The sequence below is a fragment of the Acidocella sp. KAb 2-4 genome (genome assembly GCF_020567705.1).
Classification (GTDB): domain Bacteria; phylum Pseudomonadota; class Alphaproteobacteria; order Acetobacterales; family Acetobacteraceae; genus Acidocella.
The window spans coordinates 58,678-82,170 of record NZ_JAJDJU010000012.1 but is presented as its reverse complement, the minus strand read 5'-3'; the positions used below and the strand labels follow the sequence as shown (position 1 = coordinate 82,170).

Genomic DNA, 23,493 nt, shown 5'->3' with positions numbered 1-23,493 from the left:
CCTAACCCCTCCCGATGAACGGCATGGCCGTGGCCATCACCGTCATGAATTGCACATTGGCCGCGAGCGGCAGCCCCGCCATGTGCAGCACCGAGGCGGCGGCGTCCTCCACATCCATCATCGGCTCCGGCGCCATCCGCCCATCCGCCTGCATCGAGCCGCGCGCAATCCCGGCGGTCAGCTCGGTCGCGGCATTGCCGATATCAATCTGCCCGCAGGCGATGTTATGGGCCCGCCCCTCCAGCGCGAGCGCGCGCGTCAGCCCGGTCACCGCGTGCTTGGAGACGGTATAGGCCACCGCCTGCGGGCGCGGCACCTGGGCCGAGATCGAGCCGTTATTGATGATCCGCCCGCCCTGGGGCGATTGCGCCTGCATCACCCGGAAGGCGGCGCGCGCGCATAGAAACATGCCGGTCACGTTCACCGCCAGCGCGGCGGTGAAATCGGCCAGCGCCACATCCGGCACCGGCGCGGCGGGCGGAAACATCCCGGCATTGTTGAACAGCAGATCCACCCGGCCGCAGCGTTTCACGGTCTCGTCGAACAGGCGCTGCACCGCCGCCTCGTCGGTCACGTCGGCCACCAGGGGGATGAGGCCGGGATGCGCCGCCGCCGCCTCGTCCAGCGCCGCTTGCCGCCGCCCGGCCAGCACCACGCGCCAGCCCGCCGCCGCCAACTTGCGCCCGGCGGCGCGGCCAATGCCGCTGCCCCCGCCGGTGATCACCGCCACCTTTGTCATTCCCGCATTCTTCCTGTCGTTCACCGCCCGGCATCCACCAGCACGCGCCGCCCGCTGGCGCGCTGGCGGGCGGGCACCGCGCCGTGCAGCGCCTTGGTCGCCTCGGCGATTACCAACCCCGAGAAGCGCGGCGCCAGCAGCCGCCCGGCCCGCTCGCACAGCCCGAAACCGCGCAGCAGCGGCGGCCAGCCGCAGGGCGGGGCGAACAGCGCCGGGGTTTGCGTCTCCACATGGAAAAATAGCCCCGTCAGCAGCCGGGCGAGCTGGCCCTCGGAATAAGGCTGGCCATGGCCGAAGGGCGTGCTCTCGGCATGCGCCCACAGACCGCGCCGGTTCGGCGCCACCACGATCAGCCGCCCGTCATCCTTCAGCACCCGCCACGCCTCGCGCAGCGTGCGCCGCGCGTTATCCGCCTGTTCCAGCCCGTGCACGAGCAGGATGCGGTCGAACATCAGGTCGGGGAAGGGCAGCGCGTCCTCCTCGGCCAGGCAGGCCAGCGAGCCGCGCCCGGCGGGCCAGGGCGCCACGCCCATATGCCGGGGCGAGAGCGCGATACAGCGCCCGGCCGCCTCCCGCCAGGGCTCCAGATACGGCCCGGCGAAGCCCAGCCCGAGCACCGCCTGGCCGGCGCAATCGGGCCAGATCGCGCCCAGCTTGCGCCGCAGCAGCCCGGCGGTCAGCCGGCCCAGCTGGGTGGTGTAAAATCCGGCCGCATCTCGCGCATCGATCGCCATTGCCCTTATATAGCGCGGGACAACGTAAGGAGCGACAGACATGGCAGTGACGGCACAAGCGATTCCGATGCTTTCCGACAATTATGCGTGGCTGCTGCGCGAGGAGGTGGCCGGGGTCACCGCCATCGTCGACCCCGCCGAGGCCGAACCCGCCATCGCGGCGCTGGAAGCGGCGGGGCTGGGGCTGGATTTCATCTTTCTCACCCACCACCATGGCGACCATATCGGCGGGGTGGAGGGGCTGGTGGCCCGCTACGGCGCCAAGGTCGTCGGCAATGGCGCCGACGCGCAGCGCCTGCCGAAGCTGGATATCGCGGTGCATGAGGGCTCGCTGGTCGATTTCGGCGCGGCCAAGCTGCGCGTGATCGAGGTGCCGGGACACACGCTCGGGCATATCGCCTATTACATCGCCGATGGTGGCATCCTGCTGCCCGGCGACACGCTGTTCAGCCTCGGCTGCGGGCGGCTGTTCGAGGGCACCCCGGCGCAGATGTTCGCCTCGCTCGCCAAATTCGCCGAGCTGCCGGATGCCACGCTGGTCTGTTGCGCGCATGAATACACCGCGTCCAACGCCAAATTCGCGCTCACCGTGGAGCCGCACAACGCCGCGCTCGTCGCCCGCGCGGCCGAGGTGACGGCGCTGCGCGCAAAGGGCCAGCCGACTTTGCCGGTGACCTTGGGGCAGGAGCGCGCGACCAACCCGTTCCTGCGCGCCGCCACGGTCGAGGAATTCGCCCGCATCCGCGCCGCCAAGGATAATTTCTGAGATTAACCGCTTTGTGGTTAATTTAACTAACGCGCAGACAATGCTGCCAAAAGCTGTGCGATCGCCTGGGCGCGGTGGCTGATGGCATCCTTCACCGCCGCCCCCAGCGCTGCGTAGGTCTGCGTGTAACCATCGGGGATGAAGACCGGGTCGTAGCCGAAGCCGCCCACCCCCTCCGGCGCCGGGGCGATGCGCCCATGGGCGAGGCCGATATAGGTGGCGGTGGCGCCGTCGGGCTGCGCCAGGCAGAGCGCGCAGGTGAAGCGCGCGCGCCATTCATCGGCTGCGGCGCAGGCGGCGATGAGGCGCGCGAAGGCGCCGGGGTAATCGCCCGCCGCGTAGCGCGCCGAATACACGCCCGGCCCGCCGCCGAGCGCGGCCACCGAGAGCCCGGAATCATCGGCCAGGGCGGGCAGGCCGGAGGCTTGCGCCGCCGCCAGCGCCTTGATCCGCGCATTGCCGGGGAAGGTGCCGGCGGTTTCCTCCGGCTCGGGCAGGCTGAGCTCGCCGGCGGAGGTGAGGGCATAGCCCAGCGGCGCCAGCAGCGGGCGGAATTCCTTGAGCTTACCCGGATTATGGGTGGCGATGACGAGCTGTCTCATGCCCGCCCCGCCGCGCCGGAGAGCATGCCCGGATCGATGCCCAGCTTGCCCAAGGCGCGCTGCCATTTGGTGGTGTAGGCGGTGTCGAAGATCAGCGCGTCGTCGGCGGTGGTGCTGAGCCACACATTCTGGCGCATCTCGGCATCCAGCTGCCCGGCGCCCCAGCCGGCATAGCCGAGCAGCAACCGCGCCTGGGCCGGGCCGCCGCCCGCCGCCACCGCTTGCAGGATATCCAGGCTGGCGCTGAGGGCGCGGTCTGCGTCCACGCGCAGGCTGGTGTCGCAGAGCCAATCGGCGCTGTGCAGCACGAAGCCGCGGGTTTCATCCACCGGCCCGCCCGTGCCCAGCGCCAGCTCGCGCTGCGGCGGGCTGGGCTCGACCCCGAGCTGGTGCATCAGGTCGCTGAATTTCGGCGCGCGCAGCGGGCGGTTGAGCACCACGCCCATCGCCCCCTCGCCATTATGCGAGCAGACATAGATCACGCTCTGCACGAAGCGCGGGTCCTCCATCGCGGGCATCGCGATGAGGAGCTGCCCTGTCAGCCAATCGGGTGTGTCCGCCCGGGAATGTTTTGCGTCCGCCATTGCGCCAATATATTCTGCGCCTCAGACCAGGGCCAGCCCCGCCGCGGGCGCTCTCTTCACGCGCCCCGGCAGTTCGTATACGTAGCGTCATCCGCCGCAGGGAAAGACAGACAGCATGATCAAGACAGGCGACAAGATTCCGGCCATGAAGCTCATGGTGGCCACCGCCGAGGGGCCGCGCGAGGCCGATACGGGCGAGCTGCTGGGCCACGGCAAGGTCGTGCTGTTCGCCGTGCCCGGCGCCTTCACCCCCACCTGCTCGGCCAAGCATGTGCCGGGCTTCGTCAAGCACGCGGCCGAGATCAAGGCCAAGGGCGTGGACCGCATCGTGTGCATGGCGGTGAACGACGCCTTCGTGCTCGGCGCCTGGGCCAAGGACCAGAAGGCGGGCGAGGCTATCACCTTCCTGGCCGATGGCTCCGCCGCCTTCACCAAGGCGCTGGGGCTGGAGCTGGACCTGGTGGCGCGCGGCATGGGCGTGCGCAGCCAGCGCTTCGCCCTGGTGGCCGAGGATGGCGTGGTCACCAAGCTGTTCGTCGAGGAGCCGGGCGGCTTCGAGGTCAGCCGCGCCGAGGCGGTGCTCGAAGCGCTTTAACCCGCCGTGTCCCGCACCCTCACGGTCATCGTGCCGTGCTATAATGAGCGCGCCAATGTGGCGCCGATGGTGGCGGCGCTCGGCAGCGCGCTCGATGGCATCGACTGGGAGGTCGTGTTCGTCGATGACGACAGCCCGGACGGCACCGCCGCCGCCGTGCGCGCCCTGGCCAAGGATGATCCGCGCGTGCGCTGCATCCGCCGCATTGGGCGGCGCGGCCTGTCCTCGGCGGTGATCGAGGGGGCGCTGTCGGCCTCCGGCGCGTATGTCGCGGTGATCGATGGCGACATGCAGCATGACGAAACCCGCCTGCCGCCGATGCTGGCCGCCGTGCAGGGCGGCGCGGATATGGCGGTGGGCAGCCGGCATGTCGCCGGCGGGGATGCCGCCGGGCTGGCCTCGCCGCTGCGGGTGTGGCTGTCGGAAACCGGCATCAAGCTGGCCCAGGCGGTGACGCATACCGGCATCACCGACCCGATGAGCGGCTTCTTCCTGCTCCGGCGCGATTTGTTCGAGCAGCTCGCGGCGCGGCTCTCCGGCCAGGGCTTCAAGATTTTGCTCGATCTCATCATGGCCTCGCCCCGGCGGCTCAACGTGGCCGAGATCCCGTATAAATTCCGCCCCCGCCAGGCGGGCGAGAGCAAGCTGGACGTGCTGGTGCTGGCGCAATTCGCCGGCATGCTGCTCGACAAGGCGCTGCGCGGGACGGTGCCGCTGCGCTTCATTTCCTTCGCCCTGGTCGGCGGCTTCGGCGTGCTGGTCAATATTTTGGTGCTGCAACTGGCGATGATGGCCGGGGCCGGGTTCGGCACCGCGCAGACCATCGGCACGATCATCGCCATGGTCGCCAATTTCGAGCTCAACAACCAGCTTACCTACCGCGCGCAGCGGCTAAAGGGTGCGCGGGCGTGGCGCGGGCTGGTGCTGTTCCTGGCCGTGTGCAGCCTGGGCGCCTATGCCAATATCGGCATCGCCAAGGCGCTCTATGCCGAGAACGGGCACGGGCTGTTCTCCGGCGCGGCCGGGGCGGCGGTGGGCGTGGTGTGGAATTACGCCGTCTCCGCCACGCTGGTCTGGCGCGTGCGGTAAATGCGGCTCGCCCTCGCGGCGCTGCTGGCGCTCACCGCCCTGCGCCTAGCGCTGGCCGCCAGCCTGCCGCTGGTGCCCGACGAAGCCTATTACTTCCTCTGGTCCACGCATCTGCAGCCCGGCTATTTCGACCATCCGCCGATGGTGGCGCTGTGGATCCGCGCGGGCACGGCGCTGCTCGGGCCGTCGCCGCTGGGCATCAGGCTGCTTGGCCCGCTCTCCACCTTCGCCGGCTCACTGCTGGCCTGGGACGCGGCGGAGCGGCTGTTCCCCGGCCGTGGCGCCGGGCTGACCGCCGCCGCGATGCTCAACGCCACGCTGCTGCTCGGCGCCGGGGCGGTGTTGATGACGCCCGACACGCCGCTGATATTCTTCTGGATCGCCGGCCTCTGGGCCATGGCGCGGCTGGTGGCGGACGGCAAGGCGGGCTGGTGGTTGGCGGCGGGGCTGGCGGCGGGGCTGATGCTGGCCTCCAAATATACTGGGCTGCTGTTCCTCCTGGCGGTGTTCGGCTGGGCGCTGGCTGGGCGGAGCGGGCGGGCCTGGCTGCGCACGCCCTGGCCCTGGCTGGGGGCGGCGCTGGCGCTGCTCGTGTTCGCGCCGGATATCGCCTGGAACGCCGCGCATGGCTGGGTGAGTTACGCCAAGCAGGGCGGGCGCGAGGCGGGGTTCCGCCCGGGCCGGGCGCTCGGCTTTCTGGGCGATCTGCTGGGCAGCCAGTTCCTGCTGTTCACGCCGGGCATCGCGGTGCTGGCGGTGCGCGGGCTGTGGGGGCTGCGCCGCGAGGCCAGCCTGGCGGCGCGGCTGCTGCTCTGGCTGGCGCTGCTGCCGGGGGCGGTATTCCTTGAACATGTGCTCTCGCAACGGGTCGAGGGCAATTGGGTGGCGGTGGTGTATCCGGCCGCCTGCCTCGCCATTGGCGCGCTGCCGCAGGCGGTGCTGGGGCGCTGGCGGGCGCCGTCGCTGGGGCTGGGCTTTGGCCTCACCGCGCTGGTCTATGTGCAGGCTTGGGCGGCGCCGCTGCCGGTCCCGGCGCGGCTCGACACCTCGGCCCTGCAAATGGCGGGCTGGCCGCAGCTGGGTGCCGAACTGGCCGCCCTGCACCCCGATTTCGTTACCGCCGATGATTACGCCACCGCCGCGGCGCTGGCCTATTACGCCCCGCCAGGGCTGCGCGTGGTGGGGTTCGAGCCCCGCTGGCGCTATTTCGACTGGCCGCAGGCCGGGGTGCAGGGCGAGACCGGCATCCTGGTGACGCATCGGTCCTGGGTGCGCTGCGACCAGACCGGCACGCTCACCCGCAAACGCAGCGGCGAGCCCGTGCAAACCTACCGGCTATGCCGCCTCACGCCGCAGGCGCCGGGCATTTTGTTGCCCCGGCCCTGAGCCGTCAGGCGCGGGCCTTGGCCGGTTGCAGCGGCGCGGCGGCGCGGTTGACCAGCTTGGTCCAGGCTTGATCGACCCGGAATAGCGGCACCGCCCCGGCCACCGCCAGCCCGATGCTGAGCAGCGCCGCCAGCACCGTGGCCAGCACCTGGCCCAGCGCCGCGTGCAGCGCCAGGAAGGTGAGCGCCCCGACGGAGAGCAGGCAGCCGAGCATGGTCAGCCCGGCGAGGCGCGGCCAGCGCTTGAGCACCGAGGCGGCGATGCGCGCCGGATTGCGGCTGCGCGCGAAGGGCAGGCTGACCAGGAAGCCGGAGAGCACGAAGAACACCGCCACGGCGGCGCTGCCATTGACCAGCCCGAGCAGGAATTGCAGCAGCAAATCAAGCCCGGCATGGCCGGTTGCGGGCTGGCTCGTCACCCCCTTGGCGGTGAAGGCGAGGATGACGTGATACAGCACCACCACGGCGGCGGCGGTGCCGCGCATGGCCTCGAGCGGCACCAGCTTGCCGCCAGACGCTGTCTCAGCGCCCGGCCGGGCCGGCGCGGCTTGGGCGGTCATCCGGCGCTTACGCGGCGGCGCGCTTCTCCACCTCGTCCGGGCTCATCATCACCAGCGCCTCGTAATCGGATTTCAGCGTCTCGGTGATCTGGCTCGGCTCGAAATGCAGTGTGCCAATTTGGCGCACCGGGGTCACCTCGGCGGCGGTGCCGGTGACGAAGGCTTCCCCGAAATTCGCCATTTCCTCGGGCTTCATGTGCCGCTCGATAACCTCGATGCCGCGGGCCTTGGCCAGGGCGATCACGGTCTTGCGGGTGATGCCGTCGAGGAAGCAATCCGGCGTCGGGGTGTGCAGCTTGCCGTCGGCGACGAAGAAGATGTTGGCCCCGGTGACCTCGGCCACGAAGCCGTCCCAGGTGTACATCAGCGCATCGTTGAAGCCCTCGGCCTCGGCCGCGTGCTTGGACAGCGTGCCGATGGCGTAGAGCGCCGAAGCCTTGGCGGCGGTGGGCGCGGTCTTGGGGTGCGGGCGGCGCCAATCGGCGATGCCCAGGCGCACGCCCTTCATGCGGTCGGCGCCGAACAGGTTCGGCCACTCCCAGCACGCCACGGCCAGATGGATCTTGGTCTGCTGCGCGGAAACCGCCAGCATCTCCGAGCCGCGCCACGCCACCGGGCGCAGATAGGCGTCGGTCAGGTTATTGGCCTTCAGCACGTCTTTGCAGGCTTGGTTGATCTGCGCGTGGGTGAAGGGGATCTCGAAGCCGAGAATATGGCCCGATTGGATCAGCCGGTCGGTATGCGCGTCCAGCCGGAAGATGTTGCCGCCATAGGAGCGCTCGCCCTCAAATACGGCAGAAGCGTAGTGCAGCCCATGGCTGAGGACGTGCAGCTTGGCCTCACGCCAGGGGATCAGCTTGCCATCCCACCAGATGAAACCGTCACGATCGTCAAAAGGAACCAGCGCCATGGTCAAAACTCTCCGTTTGCGCTACTGTAACAGGACAGTATGAAATAGTATATCAGTCAGACGCGCTGCCCTGCACAGGCAAGGCGTACCTCTCTCAAGAATACGAAATTGCCATGCCAGACCCGTCCGCTCAACCCTTCCCGGCCTCGAAACGCGAAACCCTGCCCGGCACCGGGCACACCGCTGCCGGGGCGGGGCTGCTGTTTTTGCGCGAGGATGAACTCCGCCTCGCGCAGGATATGATCTTTTTCGCGATGCGCGACCTCAACGAGGCGCCCGACGCGCTGCTCGCCGAGCTCGGCTATGGCCGCGCGCATCACCGCTGCCTGCACTGGATCGGCCGCCGCCCAGGGCTGACCGTGGGTGATCTGCTTGGCATCCTCGGCATCACCAAGCAGAGCCTGACGCGCGTGCTCGGCCCGCTCATCCAGGAAGGCTACGTGGCGCAGACGCCCGGCAGCCAGGACCGGCGCCAGCGCCTGCTGACGCTGACCGACAAAGGCGCGGCGCTGGAGCGCAAACTATTCGAGGCCCAGCGCGAGCGGCTGGTGACGGCGTATCGCGAGGCGGGCGGCCCGGCGGTGGAAGGCTTCAAGCGCGTGCTGCGCGGGCTGATGAACGCCCAGGGCCGCGATTGCATCGACGGCCAGGAGACCCGCGGCAAGGGGCAGCGGAGCGCCGGCTGATTGCATGAGCGGCGACGCCCCGCATATCCTGCTGGTCGATGACGATGCGCGGCTGAGCCAGCTCGCCGCGCGTTTCCTCGCCGAGCAGGGCTTCCGCGTGACCCAGGCTGGTTCCGCCGCCGAGGCGCGCGACAAGCTGCGCTTCCTCGATTTCGACCTGATGGTGCTGGATGTGATGATGCCCGGCGAGAGCGGGCTGGAGCTGACCAGCGGCCTGCGCGCCGAGCGCGCCCCGGACATGCCGATCCTGCTGCTCACCGCGCGCGACACGCCGGAGGACATCGTCGCCGGCTTTGAGGCGGGGGCCGATGATTATCTCGGCAAGCCGTTCGACCCGCGCGTGCTGGTGGCGCGCATCCGCGCCATGCTGCGCCGCGCCCAGCCCGCCGCCAGCGTCCCGCTCGGCCCGGTGCAGCTCGGCCAGGCGGTGTTCGACCCCGAGCGCGGCGAACTGGTGGCGGGCCAGACCCGTGTGCGGCTCACCGGGGCGGAGCTGGCGCTGCTCGCCGCCCTGGCCGCGCGCCCGCATGAGACGCTCTCGCGCGAGGCGTTGGCCGCGGCGCTGGGGCTGGACGATGTGAATGAACGCGCGATCGACGTGCAGGTCACCCGGCTGCGCCGCAAGATCGAGCCCGACCCGCGCGAACCGCGCTTTCTGCACACGGTGCGCGGCAAGGGCTATGCGCTGAAGCCGGGGCCGTGAAGTTCGACGGTTTCGGCGCCGAGCGCGTCGCCCGCAAGCTGCTGCCGCGCGGGTTGTTCGGGCGCTCGCTGCTGATCGTGCTGATCCCGCTGGTGCTGGTGCAGGGCGTGGCGCTGCAAATTTTCTACGGCAATCATCTCGACGTGCTGTCGCGCCGGCTGGCGGGCGGAGTGGCGGGCGAGGTCGCCTTCATGGTTGGCGAGATCGACCGCGACCCGGCCGCGCGCGGGGTGACGATCCAGGAAACCGACCGCTATTTCCAGTTCCAGACCCGGTTTTTGCCCGGCGAGGTGCTGCGCCACCTGCCGCCGCCCGACGCGCCCGGCCCGGTCGATACCGACCTCGCCCACGCCCTGGCGCAGGGGCTGAGCCGGCCGTTCAACGTCGCCTGGAACGAGGTGCCCGGTATCATCGTCATCAACGTGCAGATGCCCGACGGCGTGCTCGGCATCCAGGTGCCGCGCAAGCGCCTGTATATTGGCACTTATTATGTGTTTCTGGTGTGGGTGGTGGGCACCTCGTCGCTGCTGCTGGGGGTGGCGGCGCTATTTTTGCGCACGCAGGTGCGGGCGATCCGCCGCCTCGCCGCCGCCGCCGAGGATTTCGGCATGGGGCGCGATACCGGGCCGATCCGCCCCGAGGGCGCGACCGAGGTGCGCCGCGCCGCCGCCGCCTTCAACCGCATGCAGGACCGGGTGCGCCGCTTTTTGGCCCAGCGCACCACCATGCTGGCCGGGGTGTCGCATGATCTGCGCACCCCGCTCACCCGGCTGCGCCTCGCCCTGGCCATGCAGCCGCAAATCCCGCCGCAGGACCTCGCCGACATGACTGGCGATATCGAGGATATGGAGCGGCTGATCGGCATTTATCTCAACTTCGCCCGCGGCGAGGGCGGCGAGCAGCCGGTGCTGACCGAGATCGCGCCGCTGCTTGAGGAGATCTGCGCTGCCGCCCGCCGCGCCGGGGGGCAGGTGAGCCTCACCACCCCCGAACGTCTGGCCGCCACCATCCGCCCCGAGGCGCTGCGCCGGGCGCTGACCAACCTGATCGACAATGCCCGCCGCCATGGCAGCCAGATATGGGTAAGTGCCGGGTTGACTGGCCCGCGCAGCTTGCAAATCCTGATCGATGATGACGGCCCGGGCATCCCCGCCGCCAAGCGCGAGACGCTGCTCAAACCCTTTGAGAGCGACGACCCAGCCGGCACCGGCCTCGGCCTCGCCATCGCCAATGATATCGTCATCGCCCATGGCGGCGCCATCCGCCTGCTCGACCGCCCCGGCGGCGGCCTGCGCGCCGCGATTGAGCTGCCGGTGTGAGCCCCTCTGGGTGAGGTGAGTGCCGCAGGGGGCAGCGCCCCCTTTGGTCATTTGCTTCGCCCCGGACTTACCCGGCGACGAAGCGTTCCAGCCAGTGGATGGTGTAATCCCCGGCGACGAAATCCGGGGCTTCCAGGATGCGCTGGTGCAGCGGGATGGTGGTCTTGATGCCGGTGATCACGAATTCGCGCAGGGCGCGCTTCATGCGGGCGATCGCCTCTTCGCGCGTCCTGCCGTAGGTGATCAGCTTGGCGATCAGGCTGTCGTAGTGCGGCGGCACGCGGTACCCGGCATAGAGGCCGGAATCGACGCGCACGCCTAGCCCGCCCGGCGGGTGGAACACCTCCACGCGGCCCGGCGAGGGGGCGAAGCTTTCCGGGTCTTCGGCGGTGATGCGGCACTCGATGGCATGGCCAGAAAGCACCACGTCGTCCTGCGTGTAGCCTAGCTTCTCGCCGGCGGCGATGCGGATCTGCTCACGCACCAGATCGATGCCCGAGATCATCTCGGAGATCGGGTGCTCGACCTGCAGGCGGGTGTTCATCTCGATGAAGGCGAACTGCCCGTCCTGGTACAGGAATTCCAGCGTGCCGGCGTTGCGGTAGCCGATGCGCTTGAGCGCGGTGGTGACGGTACGGCCCAGCTCGTCGCGCTGCGCGGCCGAGATCACCGGCGAGCCGGCTTCCTCCAGCACCTTCTGGTGGCGGCGCTGGAGCGAGCAGTCACGCTCGCCGATATGCACCACCTCGCCATGGTTGTCGGCCAGGATCTGCAGCTCGATATGCCGGGGCTTGTCGAGATACTTTTCCATGTAGACGGCGTTGTTGCCGAAGGCGGCGCCGGCTTCGGCGCGGGCCTCGCGCCAGGCGGCCTCCAGCTCGTCGGCCGCGCGCGCCACCTTCATGCCGCGCCCGCCGCCGCCCGCCGCGGCTTTGATCAGCACCGGGTACATGATCTTATCCGCCACCGAGCGGGCTTCCTCCAGCGAGGCCAGCTCGCCCACCGAGCCGGGCACCAGCGGCACGCCGAGATCGGCCATCGTGCTCTTGGCGGTGATCTTGTCGCCCATCATGCGGATATGCTGCGCGGTGGGGCCGATGAACACGAGGTTATGCGCCTCCACCATCTCGGCGAAGGCGGCGTTTTCGGAGAGGAAGCCGTAGCCCGGATGGATCGCCTCGGCCCCGGTGATGAGCGCGGCGGAGATGATGGCGGGCATGTTGAGGTAGGAATCGCGCGCCAAGGGCGGGCCGATGCACACGCTCTCATCGGCGAGGCGCACATGCATGGCGTCGGCATCGGCGGTGGAATGCACCGCGACCGAGGCGATGCCCAGCTCGCGGCAGGCGCGCAGCACGCGCAGCGCGATTTCGCCGCGATTGGCGATGAGGATTTTCTTGAACATCTTATTCGATGATCATCAGCGGTTCGTCGAACTCCACCGGCGCGCCGGTGGCGACGAGGATCTGCTTGACCACGCCCGCGCGCGGGGCCTTGATCTGGTTGAAGGTCTTCATCGCCTCCACCAGCAGCAGGGTGGCCCCGGCCTCGATATTTTGGCCGACCGTCACATAAGGCGCGGCGCCGGGTTCGGCGGAGAGATAGGCGACGCCGACCATCGGGCTCTTGACCACGCCGGGATGCTTGGAGAGATCGGCCGGCGCGGCCACGGGGGCTGCGGCGGCGGCGGCGGCCGGGGCCGGGGCGGCGGCCAGCGCGGCGGGGGCGGCGATCGGCATGGTTACCTGGGTGATGGCGCGGGCCAGCCGCACCTTGCGGTCGCCTTCGGCCAGTTCGATCTCAGAGAGGCCGGTCTCGTTCAGCAGCGCGGCGAGTTCGGCCAGGGTCTTGGGGTCGAATGAAAGGCTCATTGGTCGTCTTCTTCTTCCAGAATGTCGGACAGGGCAATCAGCGCCAGCCTATAACCCGCAAATCCCAGACCGCAAATCACCCCAGTCGCGGCGCGCGACACATACGAGTGGTGGCGGAAGGATTCGCGCTTGTGGATATTGGACAGATGCACCTCGATCACCGGGATGTCCACCGCCAGCAGCGCGTCCATCAGCGCCACCGAGGTGTGCGAATATCCGGCGGGGTTGATGATCAGCCCGGCGGCGCGCTCGCGCGCTTCCTGCACCCAGCTGATTAGCTCGCCCTCCAGATTGGTTTGCCGGCATTCGATCGCCAGGCCCAGCCCCTCGGCGGTTTCCGCGCACAGGGTCTCCAGATCGTCGAGCGTGGCGGAGCCGTAGATCTCCGGCTCGCGCGTGCCGAGCATGTTCAGGTTGGGTCCGTTGAGGACCAGGATGAGTGGTGCGGCCATGATGGGCAAACCCGCTAGCATAGAGGAATCGAGCCGGACAAATATTTAAGCGCCCCTTGCGGGGTTTGGGGGGCGGCCCGATAATGCGGAACATGAACGATACGGTTGAAATGCTGGCCCTGACCGTGAATGGCGAGGCGATGAGCGTGCCGCAAGGCACCACCCTGGCCGGGCTGCTGGCGCTGATGGAGCTGGACCGCCGCAAGGTGGCGGTGGAGCGCAACCTGGAGATCGTGCCGCGCTCGCTCTACGAGGCCACGCCTCTGGCGGCGCGCGACGCGATCGAGATCGTGCATTTCGTGGGGGGTGGTTGAGCATGGATGGCATCGTGCAGGGTGACGCGGTGACGGGCGACGATTCCTGGATTGTCGCCGGGCGCAAATTTTCCTCGCGCCTGGTGGTCGGCACCGGCAAGTATAAAGACCTGGAAACCACCGCCGCGGCGATCGAGGCCTCGGGCGCCGAGATGGTGACGGTGGCCGTGCGCCGGGTGAACCTCTCGGACCGCAACGCCCCGATGTTGCAGGATTACGTGAGCCCGGCGCGCTATACCTATCTGCCCAACACCGCCGGCTGCTTCACTGCCGACGAGGCCGTGCGCACGCTGCGCCTGGCGCGCGAGGCGGGGGGTTGGAATCTGGTGAAGCTGGAAGTGCTCGGCCCGCCGCCGCTGCTCTACCCGGACATGGAGGCCACGCTGCTGGCCGCCAAGGCGCTGATCAAGGACGGGTTCGAGGTGATGGTGTACTGCGCCGACGACCCGGTGGCGGCGAAGAAGCTGGAGGATATGGGCTGCGTCGCGATCATGCCGCTGGGGGCGCCGATCGGCTCCGGGCTGGGGGTGCAAAACCCGCTGATGATCCAGAGCATCATCGAGGCGGTGAAGGTGCCCGTGCTGGTCGATGCCGGGGTCGGCACGGCGTGGGACGCTGCCTTCGCCATGGAGCTGGGCTGCGACGCGGTGCTGGTGAATTCCGCCATCGCCCTGGCCGATGACCCGGTGCTGATGGCGCGCGCGATGAGCCATGGCGTGCAGGCCGGGCGGCTGGCCTTCCGCGCCGGGCGCATCCCGCGCAAGGGCTATGCCAGCGCCTCCAGCCCGATGACGGGGCTAATCCGCTGAGGCGGGTGCTCAACGCCGCCCCTGAAGTCGTCGCCAATTTCATCGCGCCTTATCTCGTCTATGAGGGGCTGGACGCCGCTTATGGCGACACGCGGGCGCTGATCGCCTCCGCCGTGCCGCCGCTGGCCTGGAGCGTGGCCGAGCTGGTCCGCAGCAAGCGGATGGACGCGATCTCCGCCGTGGTGGCGGGGAGTATTCTGCTCACCGTGGGCGCGACGGCGCTGGGCGGTTCGGCGCGGCTGATCCAGATCCGCGACGCGCTGGTCACCGGCGCGGTGGGGCTGGGCTTTCTGGCCTCGCTGGGGCTGAGGCGGCCGCTGATCTTCTACCTCGCCCGCGCCGCCATCGCGCGCAACAGCGCGGGCGGGCTGGCGGCGTATGAGGCGATTTGGGAGCAGCCCGGCGTGCCGGAGGCGTTCCGTTGGCTCACCTGGGTGTGGGGCGTCGGGCTGGTGGGGCAGACCGCCGCCATGTGCTGGCTGGCCTGGATCTGGCCGATCCCGCGCTATCTGCTGGTCTCGCCGGTGGTTTCGGCGTGCATGTTCGGCGGGCTGATGCTGGCCAGCTTTGGCTATATCGCGCGTAACCCGGCGGCGCGGGCGATCATCGGCAAAGGCTGATCAGCCCGGCGGCGGCATCTGGCAATTGGGGCCGAGCGCCCCGGCATAGGGATGCCAGATTTGCGTTACCCCCAGCAGCGGCAGGCCGACATAGCCGTGTAGCCGCACATTGCCCGCATCGTCGAGCACCACGGTCGCCTGATAGACATTGCCGTTGCGCGGGTCGGTGACGGTGCCGGCCCATTTGCGCGTGCCGTCGGTGGTGGGGGCGGGGGCGGCCTTGATGATGAGGTCGCCGCATTGCGGCTGGCCGCGCCAGTCCATCGGCGCCGGGTCGGTCGGGTGGTCGAGCACGATGCCCGCGATGCGCCCGCAGATATCGCCGCCGCACGGGGCGATGGCGACCACGGTGCCGTTATTTTCGGTGAGCCAGTTGCCCGGGGGAAAGGGTTGGGAATTACCGGCGGCCTGCGCCAGGGCAGGGCCGCCGATCAGCCACAAGGCGAAAAGCCAGGGGCGCAAAAAGTTGTTGTCTCCCAGACGGTGCCGATTGTTTTGCATTCCGTCGATCTCCTTGTTACCAGCGGACCCCGCATATAGGCCAGTTAAAAACAGAGCAGCTATGCAAATTTGCGGTAGCTGTGGCAAAAATGCCGCAGCCTGGGGTCAGCTTAGCTGCATCGCGTAGCTGGCATAGCCATCGCCCGCATCGCCTTGCAGGCTGATATTGCCCAGCGCCAGCAGCGCCTTGGCGGCTTCCGGCGCGCTCTCGAAGATGGCGGTGACCGGGGCGCCGAGCGGGGCGAAGCGCCAGATTTCCGGCGTGGCCACGCGCAGCGGCGATTGCGCCAGGATGTAGCGGACCAGCACGTCCTGGGTTTTGTCCGGCGCGTGCAGCACAATATCGGCGGGGTCGCGCACGATGCCGCCGCTCTCGGCGCGGTAATTATTGGTGACGACCACGAAAACCTGGTCATCCGTGACCATCTCGCCCTGGTAGCGCAGATTGACGATCCGCCGCGCCGCGGGATGCGCCAGACCATGCGCGCCATAGCGGGCGGGTTGGGTGAGGTCGATCTCATAGGTCACGCCCCCGGCCATCACGTCGAAAATATAAGAGGGCACGCGCGGGCGCAGCAGGGCCTGTGGGGCCGGGTTGGCGGGGTCGATGCGGCTGAAGATCCCGGCTGAACGCTCCAGCCATTCGCGCAGGGCGGCGCCGTTCACCCGCACCGCGGCCACGGTGTTGGGGTAGCTGTAGAGATCGGCGACATCCTTGATGGCGATGCCGCCTGCCGGGAGATCGACGTAATTCTCGGGGGATTGATAGCCCTCCTTGAATGGGGCGGCGGCGGAGAGCACCGGCAGGCCGCGCAGCGCGGCGGGCAGCAGCGGCGTGGCGTACCAGAGCTGGGCGGCGTTGACCAAGGCGAGTGAGCTGTCCGCCCCGTTGACCAGCGCCAGATAGGAATTCACCGGCTGCGCCAGCTGGCCGATCGGCTCGCGGATCCAGGCCAGGGTTTTCTGGTGCTCGGGGGCCACGGCCTTGTCCACGGCTGCGTTGTTGGCGGCGAGCGAGGTCACCGTATGGTCCTGGCGCTCGGCGATGGGCAGGGTGGCGCAGGTGAAATCGCTGACCACCCATTTGCCGCCCGCCTGGGTTAGGGTGAGGTCGATCTGCCCCAGCTCGCCGCCCCAGAAGCCGGGCATCACCGCAGGGATGCCGTGCAGCGTGCCCAGTGTGGCGTCCACCCCGTCCAGCCCGGCGTAATCGGGGCCGGGGAAGGTGCGGTGCGAATGTCCGGTGAAGATGACATCGATGCCCGGCACGGTGGCGAGGTGGAGGCTGGCGTTTTCCTCGCCGCCCTGGCGCGGGGCGGCGGAGATGCCGGAATGGCTGAGGGCGATGACGAGATCGGCCTCGGCGCGCAGGGCGGGCAGGTAGGCGGCGGCGGCCTCCACGATGTCGCGCGAGCGGGCCTGCCCGGCCAGATGGTCGCGGTCCCAATGCGTGATCTGCGGCGGCAGGAAGCCGATCACGCCGATTTTCAGCGTGTGCCGGCTGCCATCCTCGGCGGTGAAGCGGCGGGTGAGCAGCAGGGTGGGCGGCAGGCAGGGCGTGCCGTCCTCATGCAGGTAATTGGCCGAGCAGAAGGGGAAATTGGCCCCGGCCAGGGATTTGCGCAGCAGGTCCAGCCCGTAATTGAATTCGTGGTTGCCGAGCGTGGCGGCGTCGTAGCCCATGGTGTTCATGGCGCGGATGGTGGGGTGGATGCCATCGGCGGGGAAATTGCCGGGCTGGGCGACGTAATCGGCCAGCGGGTTGCCCTGGATGATGTCGCCATTGTCGAACAGCATCGAATTGCGCGCCCCGGCCCGCGCGGCGGCGGCCAGGGTGGCGATTTTGGTCAGGCCGACGCTTTCATCCGGCTGGTCGCGGAAATAATCGTAATCCTCGACGAAGCTGTGCAGGTCGGAGGTTTCCAGCAGGCGCAGCTTGATCACCGGGCCGTCCGCCGCCAGCGCCGGGGCGGCGGGCAGCAGGGCGGCGGCTTGCAGCAGCGCGCGGCGGCTGAGATCGGGGCGCATGCTGGCTCCTCCGGCGGGCCGGGCCGGGCGTTACGGCGCGGCGGTGGGGTGGGCGGCGGCGTAGGCGAGCTGGTCCGGGGTCATCGTGAACCCGACCAGGATTTGCAGATTGGCCGAATCCGGCACGTTCGGCACCTCGATCTTCACGGGCTGGCTGGTGGCATAGGCGAGGCTGGCATTGCCGTCGAATTTCAGCGGGATCTGGTAGGTGGATTTGGAGAGGATGCTGTCATCGCGGGTGATGGCGGCGAACCAGGGCAGGCTGAGCGGGGCGCCGTGATTGGCCGGGCCGTTATCGGCCTCGAACCCAGCCTTGACGGTGATCAGCAGGGCCTGGCCGTGCTTCTCGGCCACGCACGCGCCGGAGATGCCGGTGATGGTGGCGGTGGTGAGCGCGGCGGCGACATCCGAGCGGTCGGGCAGGAAGGTGGAGAGCGTCTGCGCCTGTTGCAGCACCGCCACTTGCGGGCAGTAGAGCTTGCTTCCGGCCGGGGCGGCGGGGGGCGCGGCGGGGCTGGCGCCGGCCTCGGGTTTGGGGTGGCCGCCGCAACCGGAGAGCGCGGCGAGGCTGAACAAGGCGGTCAGGGTGCGCAGGCGGAAATCTTTCATGCCCCCTCCCTTGCCAGAATTTTCCCGCCCGGTCATCTACGCGCATGGCAGTTTATACGGAAGTCACCGACGAAGCGCTGATGGAGTTCCTGGCGCGCTACGAGATCGGCACGCTGCTCGCCTTCCGCGGCATCGCCGAGGGCGTGGAGAACAGCAATTACGCGCTGAAGACCACTGGGGGCGATTTCATCCTCACCTTGTATGAGAAGCGGGTGAACCCGGAGGACCTGCCGTGGTTCCTGGGGCTGATGGAGCATCTGGCGGCGCAGGGCCTCTCCTGCCCGCTGCCGGTGCGCGCGCGTGACGGCCAGAACCTCAACCCGCTGGCCGGGAAGATCGCCGCCATCACCACCTTCCTGCCCGGCGTGTGGCCGCGCCGGATTTTGGTGGAGCATTGCGAGCCGCTGGGCGCGGCGCTGGCCAAGCTGCATCTGGCCGGGCAGGGCTTCGCGCCCACCCGCCGCAACGGGCTTGGCCCCGATAGCTGGGAGCCGCTCTTGCAGAAATGCCTGCCGCAGGCCGATAGCGTGCAGGCCGGGCTGGGCGGCGAGCTGAGCGCCTGGCTGGCCGGCATCACCGCCGCCTGGCCGCGCGATCTGCCGGTGGGGCATATCCATGCCGATCTGTTCCCCGATAACGTGTTCTTCCTGAATGGCGAGATTTCCGGGCTGATCGATTTCTATTTCGCCTGCACCGATCTCTACGCCTACGATGTCGCGGTCTGCCTCAACGCCTGGTGCTTCGAGCGCGATTTCTCGTTCAACATCACCAAATCGCGTGCGCTGCTGCGCGGCTATATGGCGCATCGCGCGCTCTCGGGCGCCGAGCAGGCGGCGCTGCCGGTGCTGGCCCAGGGCGCGGCGATGCGCTTTCTGCTCACCCGGCTGTATGACTGGCTGAACACCCCGGAAGGCGCGATGGTCACGCCCAAGGACCCGCTGGATTATTACCGGCGCCTACGCTTCCACCTCGCCGCCAGGGATGCCTCGGCCTATGGACTCTGAAACCGCCGGGGCGCTCGTCGAGATCTGGACCGATGGCGGCTGCAAGCCGAATCCGGGGCCGGGGGGCTGGGGCGCGATCCTGAAATACAAGGGCGCGCTGAAGGAACTCTCGGGCGCCGAGGGCGAGACCACGAATAACCGCATGGAGCTGACCGCCGCGGCGGAGGCGCTCGCCGCCCTGACCCGCCCGTGCAAGGTGGTGCTGCATACCGACAGCGAATATCTGAAGAACGGCATCACCCGCTGGCATACTGGCTGGGTGCGCAAGAACTGGCGCAGCTCCACCGGCGACCCGGTGAAGAACATGGATTTATGGCAGCGCGTGCTGGCGGCGGCGAAACCGCATGAGATCGACTGGCGTTGGGTGCGCGGGCATTCGGGCGATGTGATGAACGAGCGCGCCGACGCCCTGGCCACCGCCGCGCGCGAAAACCTGGTGCGGGCGGGTTAGCCCCGTTCCGGCCCGAGCAGGGCGAGCGTGCCCCAGGCGCAGAACGTGCCGGTGAGCAGCCCGCCCAGCACGTCGGACACGAAATGGTAATCGGCGCCGACCAGCCCGAGCATCACCGCCAGGATGATGGCGGCGTAAAGCGCCCGCCCCGCCGGGCGCAGCGCCCACAGCACCCCGAGCGGCGCCGAGACATAGGCGGTATGGCCCGAGGGGAAGCCGCCATACAGCCCGCCTGTGGCGAAGGGGTGGAAGGCGTAGATGCCGTATTTGAGCCAGGCTTCCGGCCAGGGGCGGCCGAAGAGCCATTTCAGCTCATCCTTGGCGGCGGTGGCGGCGAGCACGGCGAGGCTGAGGCGCAGCCCGAGCGGATGCAGCCGCCCCACCCCGCGCAAGTTTTGCGCCAGCGCCCAGAGCAGGAACAGCCCCGCCCCCGGCAGCGCCAGCAGTGAGGGCGAGGCCAACCCCGAAAACACCCAATGCAGCGGGCCGCGCGGGGCGCCGAGCAGGGCTACGGGCTGGTCCACCCAGAGGATGCCGAGCAGGCTAGCGAAGAGCAGCGCCGCCCAAAAGGCGGCGAGGGGCAGCGGCAGGCCGGGTCTCAGGGCAGCAGCACCGAGCTGCCGGTGGTCTGGCGGGCTTCCAGCGCCGCATGGGCGGCGGCGGCCTCGGCCAGCGGGAAGGTCTGGTTGACCTGGATCTTGATCGCGCCCGACAGCACGGCCGCGAACAAGCCCTGGGCCGCGGCGTTGAGGTCGGCCGGGTTGGCGGTATAGGTGGCGAAGCCGGGGCGGGTGAGATACAAGCTGCCCTTGGCGTTGAGGATGGAGATATCGACGGGCGGCACCGGGCCGGAGGCGTTGCCGAACGAGACCATCAGCCCGAATGGCGCCAGACAATCCAGGCTGGCGTTGAACGTGTCCTTGCCGACGCCGTCATACACCACCGGCACCATGGCGCCGCCGGTGATGCGCTTGACCTCGGCCGCCAGATTGGCGTGGCCGATGATGACATGCGCGGCGCCGTTGGCGCGGGCCAGCTCGGCCTTGGCCTCGGTGGAGACCACGCCGATCACCTCCGCCCCCAAATGCGCGGCCCATTGGCACATGATCAGCCCGACCCCGCCCGCCGCCGCATGCACCAGGATGGTCTGCCCCTTCTGTACCTTGAAGGTGCGGTGCAGGAGGAATTGCGCGGTCATGCCTTGCAGCATCATCGCCGCGGCGGTCTGGCTGGAAATGCCCTCGGGCAGCTTCACCAGCCGGTCGGCCGGGATCACGCGGTGTGTGGCATAGGCGCCGAGCGGGCCGCCGGCATAGGCCACGCGGTCGCCGGGGGCGACATGGCTTACCGCCTCGCCCACCGCCTCGACCACGCCAGCGCCTTCCATGCCGATGGTGGCGGGCAGGGCGGTTTTGTAGAGGCCGTTGCGGAAATACACGTCGATGAAATTGAGCCCGACCGCCTCGTGGCGGATCAGCGCTTCATGCGGGCCGGGGTTGGGGGTCGAGATCTGCTCCCATTTGAGCACGTCCGGGCCGCCGGTGGAGTGGATGCGGATGGCTTTGGTCATCGGTGTCTGGCCCTGATGCGGTGTTCGAGATCGAGCAGGTAGCGTTTCGTGGCGAGGCCATCGCCGCCGGAATAGCCGCCCAGCCCGGCGCTGCCCAGCACGCGGTGGCACGGGATGAGGATGGGGATGGGGTTGGTGGCGTTGGCGCCGCCCACCGCGCGGGCGGAGCCGCCGGCGAGGGCGGCGATTTGGCCGTAGCTGCGGGTTTCGCCGAGCGGGATCTGCCGCAGCGCCGCCCACACCTTCTGGCGATAGGCGGTGCCGTGCGGGTTGAGCGGGAGATCGGCGGGGAGGGGGGCGTCCTCGTCGAAATACGCGTCGAGCGCCGCCTTGGCGCGGATCAGCAGGGGCGAGGGGTCCTGATGGCTACCCCAGCCCCATTCGAGCGCGACAATGGCGTCATCCTCCGCGAACAGCGTGAGATCCCCGACCGGGGAATGCATGGAAAGCGCGGGCATGGGGCGCAGGCTAGTCTCAGGCCGGGGCCGGATCAAGCGGGGCTTGCGGCGCGGCGGCGTCCTGCGCCAGATTCGGCCCGATGCCGCGCTTGCGCCTTGCCCTGCTGCCCTGCCTCGCTCTGGCCGCCTGCGCCGGGCCGCGCCTCGTCTCGCCCAGCCATTTCGGCGCGCCGACGCGGCTGAGCTGCGTGCCCTATGCGCGCGCGGTCTCGGGCATCGACCTCAGCGGTGACGCTTATCAATGGTGGGACGAGGCGGCGGGCGTGTATCCGCGCAGCCAGGCGCCGAGCCCCGGCGCGGTGCTGGTGTTCGCCCCGCATGGCGGCATGCGGGTGGGGCATCTGGCGGTGGTGACGGCGGTCGAGGATGCGCGGGAGATCCGCGTCACCCAGGCCAACTGGCTGCCGCACCGGATCGAGCGGGACCAGCCCGTGGTGGATGTGTCGCCTTGCAATGACTGGACGGCGGTGCGCGTATGGTATGAGCCGGCGCATGCCCTGGGGGCGCGGGTTTATCCGACCTACGGGTTTATCCGGCCCGATGAATCGACTAAGGCACGGCCATGATACGCGGCGCGTTTACCGTTGGGGCCTGGACGATGGCGAGCCGCGTTCTCGGCTTCGCCAGGGATATCCTGATCGCCGCCGTGCTTGGCACCGGGCCGGTGGCCGATGCCTTCTTCGTGGCGCTGCGCCTGCCCAACCTGTTCCGCCGCCTGTTTGGCGAGGGCGCGTTCAACGCCGCCTTCGTGCCCAGCATCTCCGCCATCATGCACCAGGAGGGCCTCGAGGCCGCCACCAGCTTCGCCGAGGAGACGACGGCGGTGATGGCGCTGTGGCTGGGCGGGCTGACGATCCTGGGCGAGATCTTCATGCCCTGGGTGCTGTATGTGCTGGCGCCGGGCTTCGCGGGCAATGGCGGCAAATTCGCCCTGGCCGTGGCGCTCACGCGCATCATGTTCCCCTATCTGTTCTTCGTCTGCCTCACCGCGCTGTTTTCGGGCGTGCTCAACGCCATGAGCCGCTTTGCCGCGGCGGCGGCGGCGCCGGTGCTGTTCAACGTGTTCGCCATCGCCGCGATGCTGGGGCTGGCGCCTTATACCGCCAATCCGGGCTTCGCGCTGGCCTGGGGTATCACTGTCTCGGGCATCGCGCAGCTGGGGCTGGTGGTGTGGGCGATCCGCCGGGCGGGGATGCGCTTCACCATGCCCCGGCTGCGCTTCTCGCCGCGCATCCGGTCGCTGTTCCGGCGCATGGGGCCGGCGCTGCTGGGGGCGGGGGTGACGCAGCTCAATGTTTCCATCGACATCATCATCGGCACCCTGCTGCCCGCCGGGTCGGTCTCCATCCTGTATTACGCCGACCGCGTGAACCAGCTGCCGCTGGGTGTGATCGGCACCGCCGCGGGCACCGCGCTGCTGCCGATGGTGACGCGCCATATCGCCCTGGGCGAAGAGGGCGAGGCCAGCACCGCGATGAACCGGGCGCTGGAATCGGTGCTGATGCTCACCCTGCCCGCGGCGGTGGGACTGGCGGTGGCGGGCAAGGCGGTGATGGATGTGCTGTTCGTGCGCGGGGCGTTCACCGAGCATAACGCGATCCTGGCCGGGCATTCGCTGGCGGCCTTCGCGCTCGGGCTGCCGGTGTTCGCGCTGGTCAAGGTGTTCACCCCCGGCTTCTACGCGCGCGGCGACACGATGGCGCCGCTGAAGATCGGCATCGCCGCCGTGGCGCTCAATTTGTGCCTCAACCTTGTGTTCATGCATCCGCTCAAGGCGGTTGGCCCGGCGCTGGCGACCACGCTGTCCTCCGCCTTCAACGCCGCGCTGCTGCTGGTGTTGCTGCGCCGGCGTGGGCATTTCACGCTGGATGCGCTCTCGCGCCAGCGCGTGCCGCGCATTCTGCTCAGCGGGGCGGTGATGGCGGTGGCGATTTATGGCGCCGAGCGGCTGCTGCCCGCGGGCAAGAGCAATATCCCCGAGTTTTTGCTTCTGGTGGCGGTGGGGGCGGTGTTTTATTTCGGGCCGGGGATTCTGCTGCGGGCATTCGCGCTGGACGAGGTGCTGCGCATCCTGCGCCGCCGCCGCGCCCGCGCCGCCGGTTGACCGCAGCCGAAAAGGCGGCGAAACCGGGCG

General features: G+C 69.2%; 29 protein-coding genes. 14 read left to right on the top strand and 15 right to left on the bottom strand.

Features of this window, described 5'->3' with window-relative positions; all coding sequences use genetic code 11:
* Position 1: 1 nt before the first annotated feature.
* Complete coding sequence (locus LI953_RS09725; RefSeq protein WP_370635783.1) at positions 2-763, bottom strand: SDR family oxidoreductase; 762 nt, start codon at positions 761-763, stop codon at positions 2-4.
* Positions 760-1,473, bottom strand: coding sequence for a class I SAM-dependent methyltransferase (locus tag LI953_RS09720; RefSeq protein WP_227075873.1), 714 nt, complete (start codon positions 1,471-1,473; stop codon positions 760-762). Before LI953_RS09720 ends, LI953_RS09725 begins: the two co-directional genes overlap by 4 nt.
* A 40-nt stretch (positions 1,474-1,513) precedes the next feature.
* Between LI953_RS09720 and gloB the strand changes: the two genes are divergently transcribed.
* Complete coding sequence (gene gloB, locus LI953_RS09715) at positions 1,514-2,239, top strand: hydroxyacylglutathione hydrolase (RefSeq protein ID WP_227075872.1); 726 nt, start codon at positions 1,514-1,516, stop codon at positions 2,237-2,239.
* A gap of 26 nt (positions 2,240-2,265) precedes the next feature.
* Here the strand turns inward: gloB and rdgB are convergent, their stop codons facing one another.
* On the bottom strand, positions 2,266-2,841 hold the full coding sequence (rdgB, locus tag LI953_RS09710; RefSeq protein ID WP_227075871.1) for an RdgB/HAM1 family non-canonical purine NTP pyrophosphatase: 576 nt from the start codon (positions 2,839-2,841) through the stop codon (positions 2,266-2,268).
* Positions 2,838-3,425 carry a YqgE/AlgH family protein gene (locus LI953_RS09705; RefSeq protein WP_227075870.1) on the bottom strand — a complete coding sequence of 196 codons (588 nt, stop codon included), beginning with the start codon at positions 3,423-3,425 and terminating at the stop codon, positions 2,838-2,840. The genes rdgB and LI953_RS09705 overlap by 4 nt, the downstream gene beginning before the upstream one ends.
* A 115-nt stretch (positions 3,426-3,540) precedes the next feature.
* On the opposite strand from LI953_RS09705, the gene LI953_RS09700 reads away from it, so the two are divergent.
* From LI953_RS09700 to LI953_RS09690, 3 genes are read left to right on the top strand one after another with little or no spacing between them, the layout of a single operon-like run.
* Positions 3,541-4,020 carry a peroxiredoxin gene (locus LI953_RS09700; protein ID WP_227075869.1) on the top strand — a complete coding sequence of 160 codons (480 nt, stop codon included), beginning with the start codon at positions 3,541-3,543 and terminating at the stop codon, positions 4,018-4,020.
* A 6-nt stretch (positions 4,021-4,026) separates the two neighbouring features.
* Positions 4,027-5,109 carry a glycosyltransferase family 2 protein gene (locus LI953_RS09695; protein ID WP_227075868.1) on the top strand — a complete coding sequence of 361 codons (1,083 nt, stop codon included), beginning with the start codon at positions 4,027-4,029 and terminating at the stop codon, positions 5,107-5,109.
* Positions 5,110-6,495 (top strand): glycosyltransferase family 39 protein, encoded by a 1,386-nt coding sequence (locus LI953_RS09690; RefSeq protein WP_227075867.1) that lies wholly within the window; start codon positions 5,110-5,112, stop codon positions 6,493-6,495.
* A 4-nt stretch (positions 6,496-6,499) separates the two neighbouring features.
* Here the strand turns inward: LI953_RS09690 and LI953_RS09685 are convergent, their stop codons facing one another.
* Together LI953_RS09685 and LI953_RS09680 are read right to left on the bottom strand one after the other, a co-directional pair.
* Complete coding sequence (locus LI953_RS09685) at positions 6,500-7,054, bottom strand: acyltransferase family protein (protein WP_227075866.1); 555 nt, start codon at positions 7,052-7,054, stop codon at positions 6,500-6,502.
* A gap of 7 nt (positions 7,055-7,061) precedes the next feature.
* A complete protein-coding gene (locus tag LI953_RS09680; protein ID WP_227075865.1) occupies positions 7,062-7,964 on the bottom strand; it encodes a branched-chain amino acid aminotransferase in 903 nt (300 codons plus the stop codon).
* A 113-nt stretch (positions 7,965-8,077) separates the two neighbouring features.
* On the opposite strand from LI953_RS09680, the gene LI953_RS09675 reads away from it, so the two are divergent.
* Genes LI953_RS09675 through LI953_RS09665 form a run of 3 tightly spaced genes read left to right on the top strand, consistent with a single transcriptional unit; the run spans position 8,078 to position 10,672 of the window.
* Complete coding sequence (locus LI953_RS09675; protein WP_227075864.1) at positions 8,078-8,650, top strand: MarR family winged helix-turn-helix transcriptional regulator; 573 nt, start codon at positions 8,078-8,080, stop codon at positions 8,648-8,650.
* Positions 8,651-8,654: 4 nt separating this feature from the next.
* Positions 8,655-9,353, top strand: coding sequence for a response regulator transcription factor (locus LI953_RS09670; RefSeq protein ID WP_227075863.1), 699 nt, complete (start codon positions 8,655-8,657; stop codon positions 9,351-9,353).
* Entirely contained in the window at positions 9,350-10,672 is a 1,323-nt protein-coding gene (locus LI953_RS09665) for an ATP-binding protein (protein ID WP_227075862.1), read from the top strand. Before LI953_RS09670 ends, LI953_RS09665 begins: the two co-directional genes overlap by 4 nt.
* A gap of 67 nt (positions 10,673-10,739) precedes the next feature.
* Here LI953_RS09665 and accC read toward each other — a convergent pair whose 3' ends face one another.
* Genes accC through aroQ form a run of 3 tightly spaced genes read right to left on the bottom strand, consistent with a single transcriptional unit; the run spans position 10,740 to position 12,995 of the window.
* On the bottom strand, positions 10,740-12,077 hold the full coding sequence (accC, locus tag LI953_RS09660) for an acetyl-CoA carboxylase biotin carboxylase subunit (RefSeq protein WP_227075861.1): 1,338 nt from the start codon (positions 12,075-12,077) through the stop codon (positions 10,740-10,742).
* A gap of 1 nt (position 12,078) precedes the next feature.
* Positions 12,079-12,543 carry an acetyl-CoA carboxylase biotin carboxyl carrier protein gene (gene accB / locus LI953_RS09655; RefSeq protein ID WP_227075860.1) on the bottom strand — a complete coding sequence of 155 codons (465 nt, stop codon included), beginning with the start codon at positions 12,541-12,543 and terminating at the stop codon, positions 12,079-12,081.
* Positions 12,540-12,995 (bottom strand): type II 3-dehydroquinate dehydratase, encoded by a 456-nt coding sequence (gene aroQ, locus LI953_RS09650; protein WP_227075859.1) that lies wholly within the window; start codon positions 12,993-12,995, stop codon positions 12,540-12,542. The genes accB and aroQ overlap by 4 nt, the downstream gene beginning before the upstream one ends.
* A gap of 92 nt (positions 12,996-13,087) precedes the next feature.
* Here aroQ and thiS point away from each other — a divergent pair, with 92 nt between their 5' ends.
* The 3 genes from thiS to LI953_RS09635 are packed head-to-tail and all read left to right on the top strand — an operon-like array spanning position 13,088 to position 14,738.
* Positions 13,088-13,309 carry a sulfur carrier protein ThiS gene (gene thiS / locus LI953_RS15595; RefSeq protein ID WP_227075858.1) on the top strand — a complete coding sequence of 74 codons (222 nt, stop codon included), beginning with the start codon at positions 13,088-13,090 and terminating at the stop codon, positions 13,307-13,309.
* 2 nt (positions 13,310-13,311) lie between these two features.
* On the top strand, positions 13,312-14,118 hold the full coding sequence (locus LI953_RS09640; protein WP_227075857.1) for a thiazole synthase: 807 nt from the start codon (positions 13,312-13,314) through the stop codon (positions 14,116-14,118).
* Between the two features lie 5 nt (positions 14,119-14,123).
* Positions 14,124-14,738 (top strand): VC0807 family protein, encoded by a 615-nt coding sequence (locus LI953_RS09635; RefSeq protein ID WP_227075856.1) that lies wholly within the window; start codon positions 14,124-14,126, stop codon positions 14,736-14,738.
* Here the strand turns inward: LI953_RS09635 and LI953_RS09630 are convergent, their stop codons facing one another.
* The 3 genes from LI953_RS09630 to LI953_RS09620 all read right to left on the bottom strand — a co-directional run bounded on the left by LI953_RS09630 (position 14,739) and on the right by LI953_RS09620 (position 17,876).
* Positions 14,739-15,200, bottom strand: a complete 462-nt coding sequence (locus LI953_RS09630) for a DUF2147 domain-containing protein (RefSeq protein WP_227075855.1) — start codon at positions 15,198-15,200, stop codon at positions 14,739-14,741.
* 144 nt (positions 15,201-15,344) lie between these two features.
* Positions 15,345-17,267 (bottom strand): bifunctional 2',3'-cyclic-nucleotide 2'-phosphodiesterase/3'-nucleotidase, encoded by a 1,923-nt coding sequence (locus LI953_RS09625; protein ID WP_227075854.1) that lies wholly within the window; start codon positions 17,265-17,267, stop codon positions 15,345-15,347.
* A gap of 30 nt (positions 17,268-17,297) precedes the next feature.
* Positions 17,298-17,876 carry a hypothetical protein gene (locus LI953_RS09620; protein WP_227075853.1) on the bottom strand — a complete coding sequence of 193 codons (579 nt, stop codon included), beginning with the start codon at positions 17,874-17,876 and terminating at the stop codon, positions 17,298-17,300.
* A 44-nt stretch (positions 17,877-17,920) separates the two neighbouring features.
* On the opposite strand from LI953_RS09620, the gene LI953_RS09615 reads away from it, so the two are divergent.
* Together LI953_RS09615 and rnhA are read left to right on the top strand one after the other, a co-directional pair.
* Positions 17,921-18,880: a homoserine kinase gene (locus tag LI953_RS09615; protein ID WP_227075852.1), complete on the top strand. Its 960-nt coding sequence runs from the start codon at positions 17,921-17,923 to the stop codon at positions 18,878-18,880.
* Positions 18,870-19,331, top strand: a complete 462-nt coding sequence (rnhA, locus tag LI953_RS09610; protein WP_227075851.1) for a ribonuclease HI — start codon at positions 18,870-18,872, stop codon at positions 19,329-19,331. The genes LI953_RS09615 and rnhA overlap by 11 nt, the downstream gene beginning before the upstream one ends.
* Here rnhA and LI953_RS09605 read toward each other — a convergent pair.
* The 3 genes from LI953_RS09605 to LI953_RS09595 form a co-directional block, all read right to left on the bottom strand.
* Positions 19,328-19,855 carry a phosphatase PAP2 family protein gene (locus tag LI953_RS09605; protein WP_227075850.1) on the bottom strand — a complete coding sequence of 176 codons (528 nt, stop codon included), beginning with the start codon at positions 19,853-19,855 and terminating at the stop codon, positions 19,328-19,330. The two genes, rnhA and LI953_RS09605, sit on opposite strands and share 4 nt — an antisense overlap.
* 74 nt (positions 19,856-19,929) lie before the next feature.
* Positions 19,930-20,901, bottom strand: coding sequence for a quinone oxidoreductase (locus LI953_RS09600; protein ID WP_227075849.1), 972 nt, complete (start codon positions 20,899-20,901; stop codon positions 19,930-19,932).
* Positions 20,898-21,359 (bottom strand): methylated-DNA--[protein]-cysteine S-methyltransferase, encoded by a 462-nt coding sequence (locus LI953_RS09595; protein WP_227075848.1) that lies wholly within the window; start codon positions 21,357-21,359, stop codon positions 20,898-20,900. The genes LI953_RS09600 and LI953_RS09595 overlap by 4 nt, the downstream gene beginning before the upstream one ends.
* Before the next feature lie 80 nt (positions 21,360-21,439).
* On the opposite strand from LI953_RS09595, the gene LI953_RS09590 reads away from it, so the two are divergent.
* Positions 21,440-21,925 carry a CHAP domain-containing protein gene (locus LI953_RS09590; RefSeq protein ID WP_227075847.1) on the top strand — a complete coding sequence of 162 codons (486 nt, stop codon included), beginning with the start codon at positions 21,440-21,442 and terminating at the stop codon, positions 21,923-21,925.
* Entirely contained in the window at positions 21,922-23,463 is a 1,542-nt protein-coding gene (gene murJ / locus LI953_RS09585; protein WP_227075846.1) for a murein biosynthesis integral membrane protein MurJ, read from the top strand. Before LI953_RS09590 ends, murJ begins: the two co-directional genes overlap by 4 nt.
* The last annotated feature ends 30 nt before the right edge of the window (positions 23,464-23,493 follow it).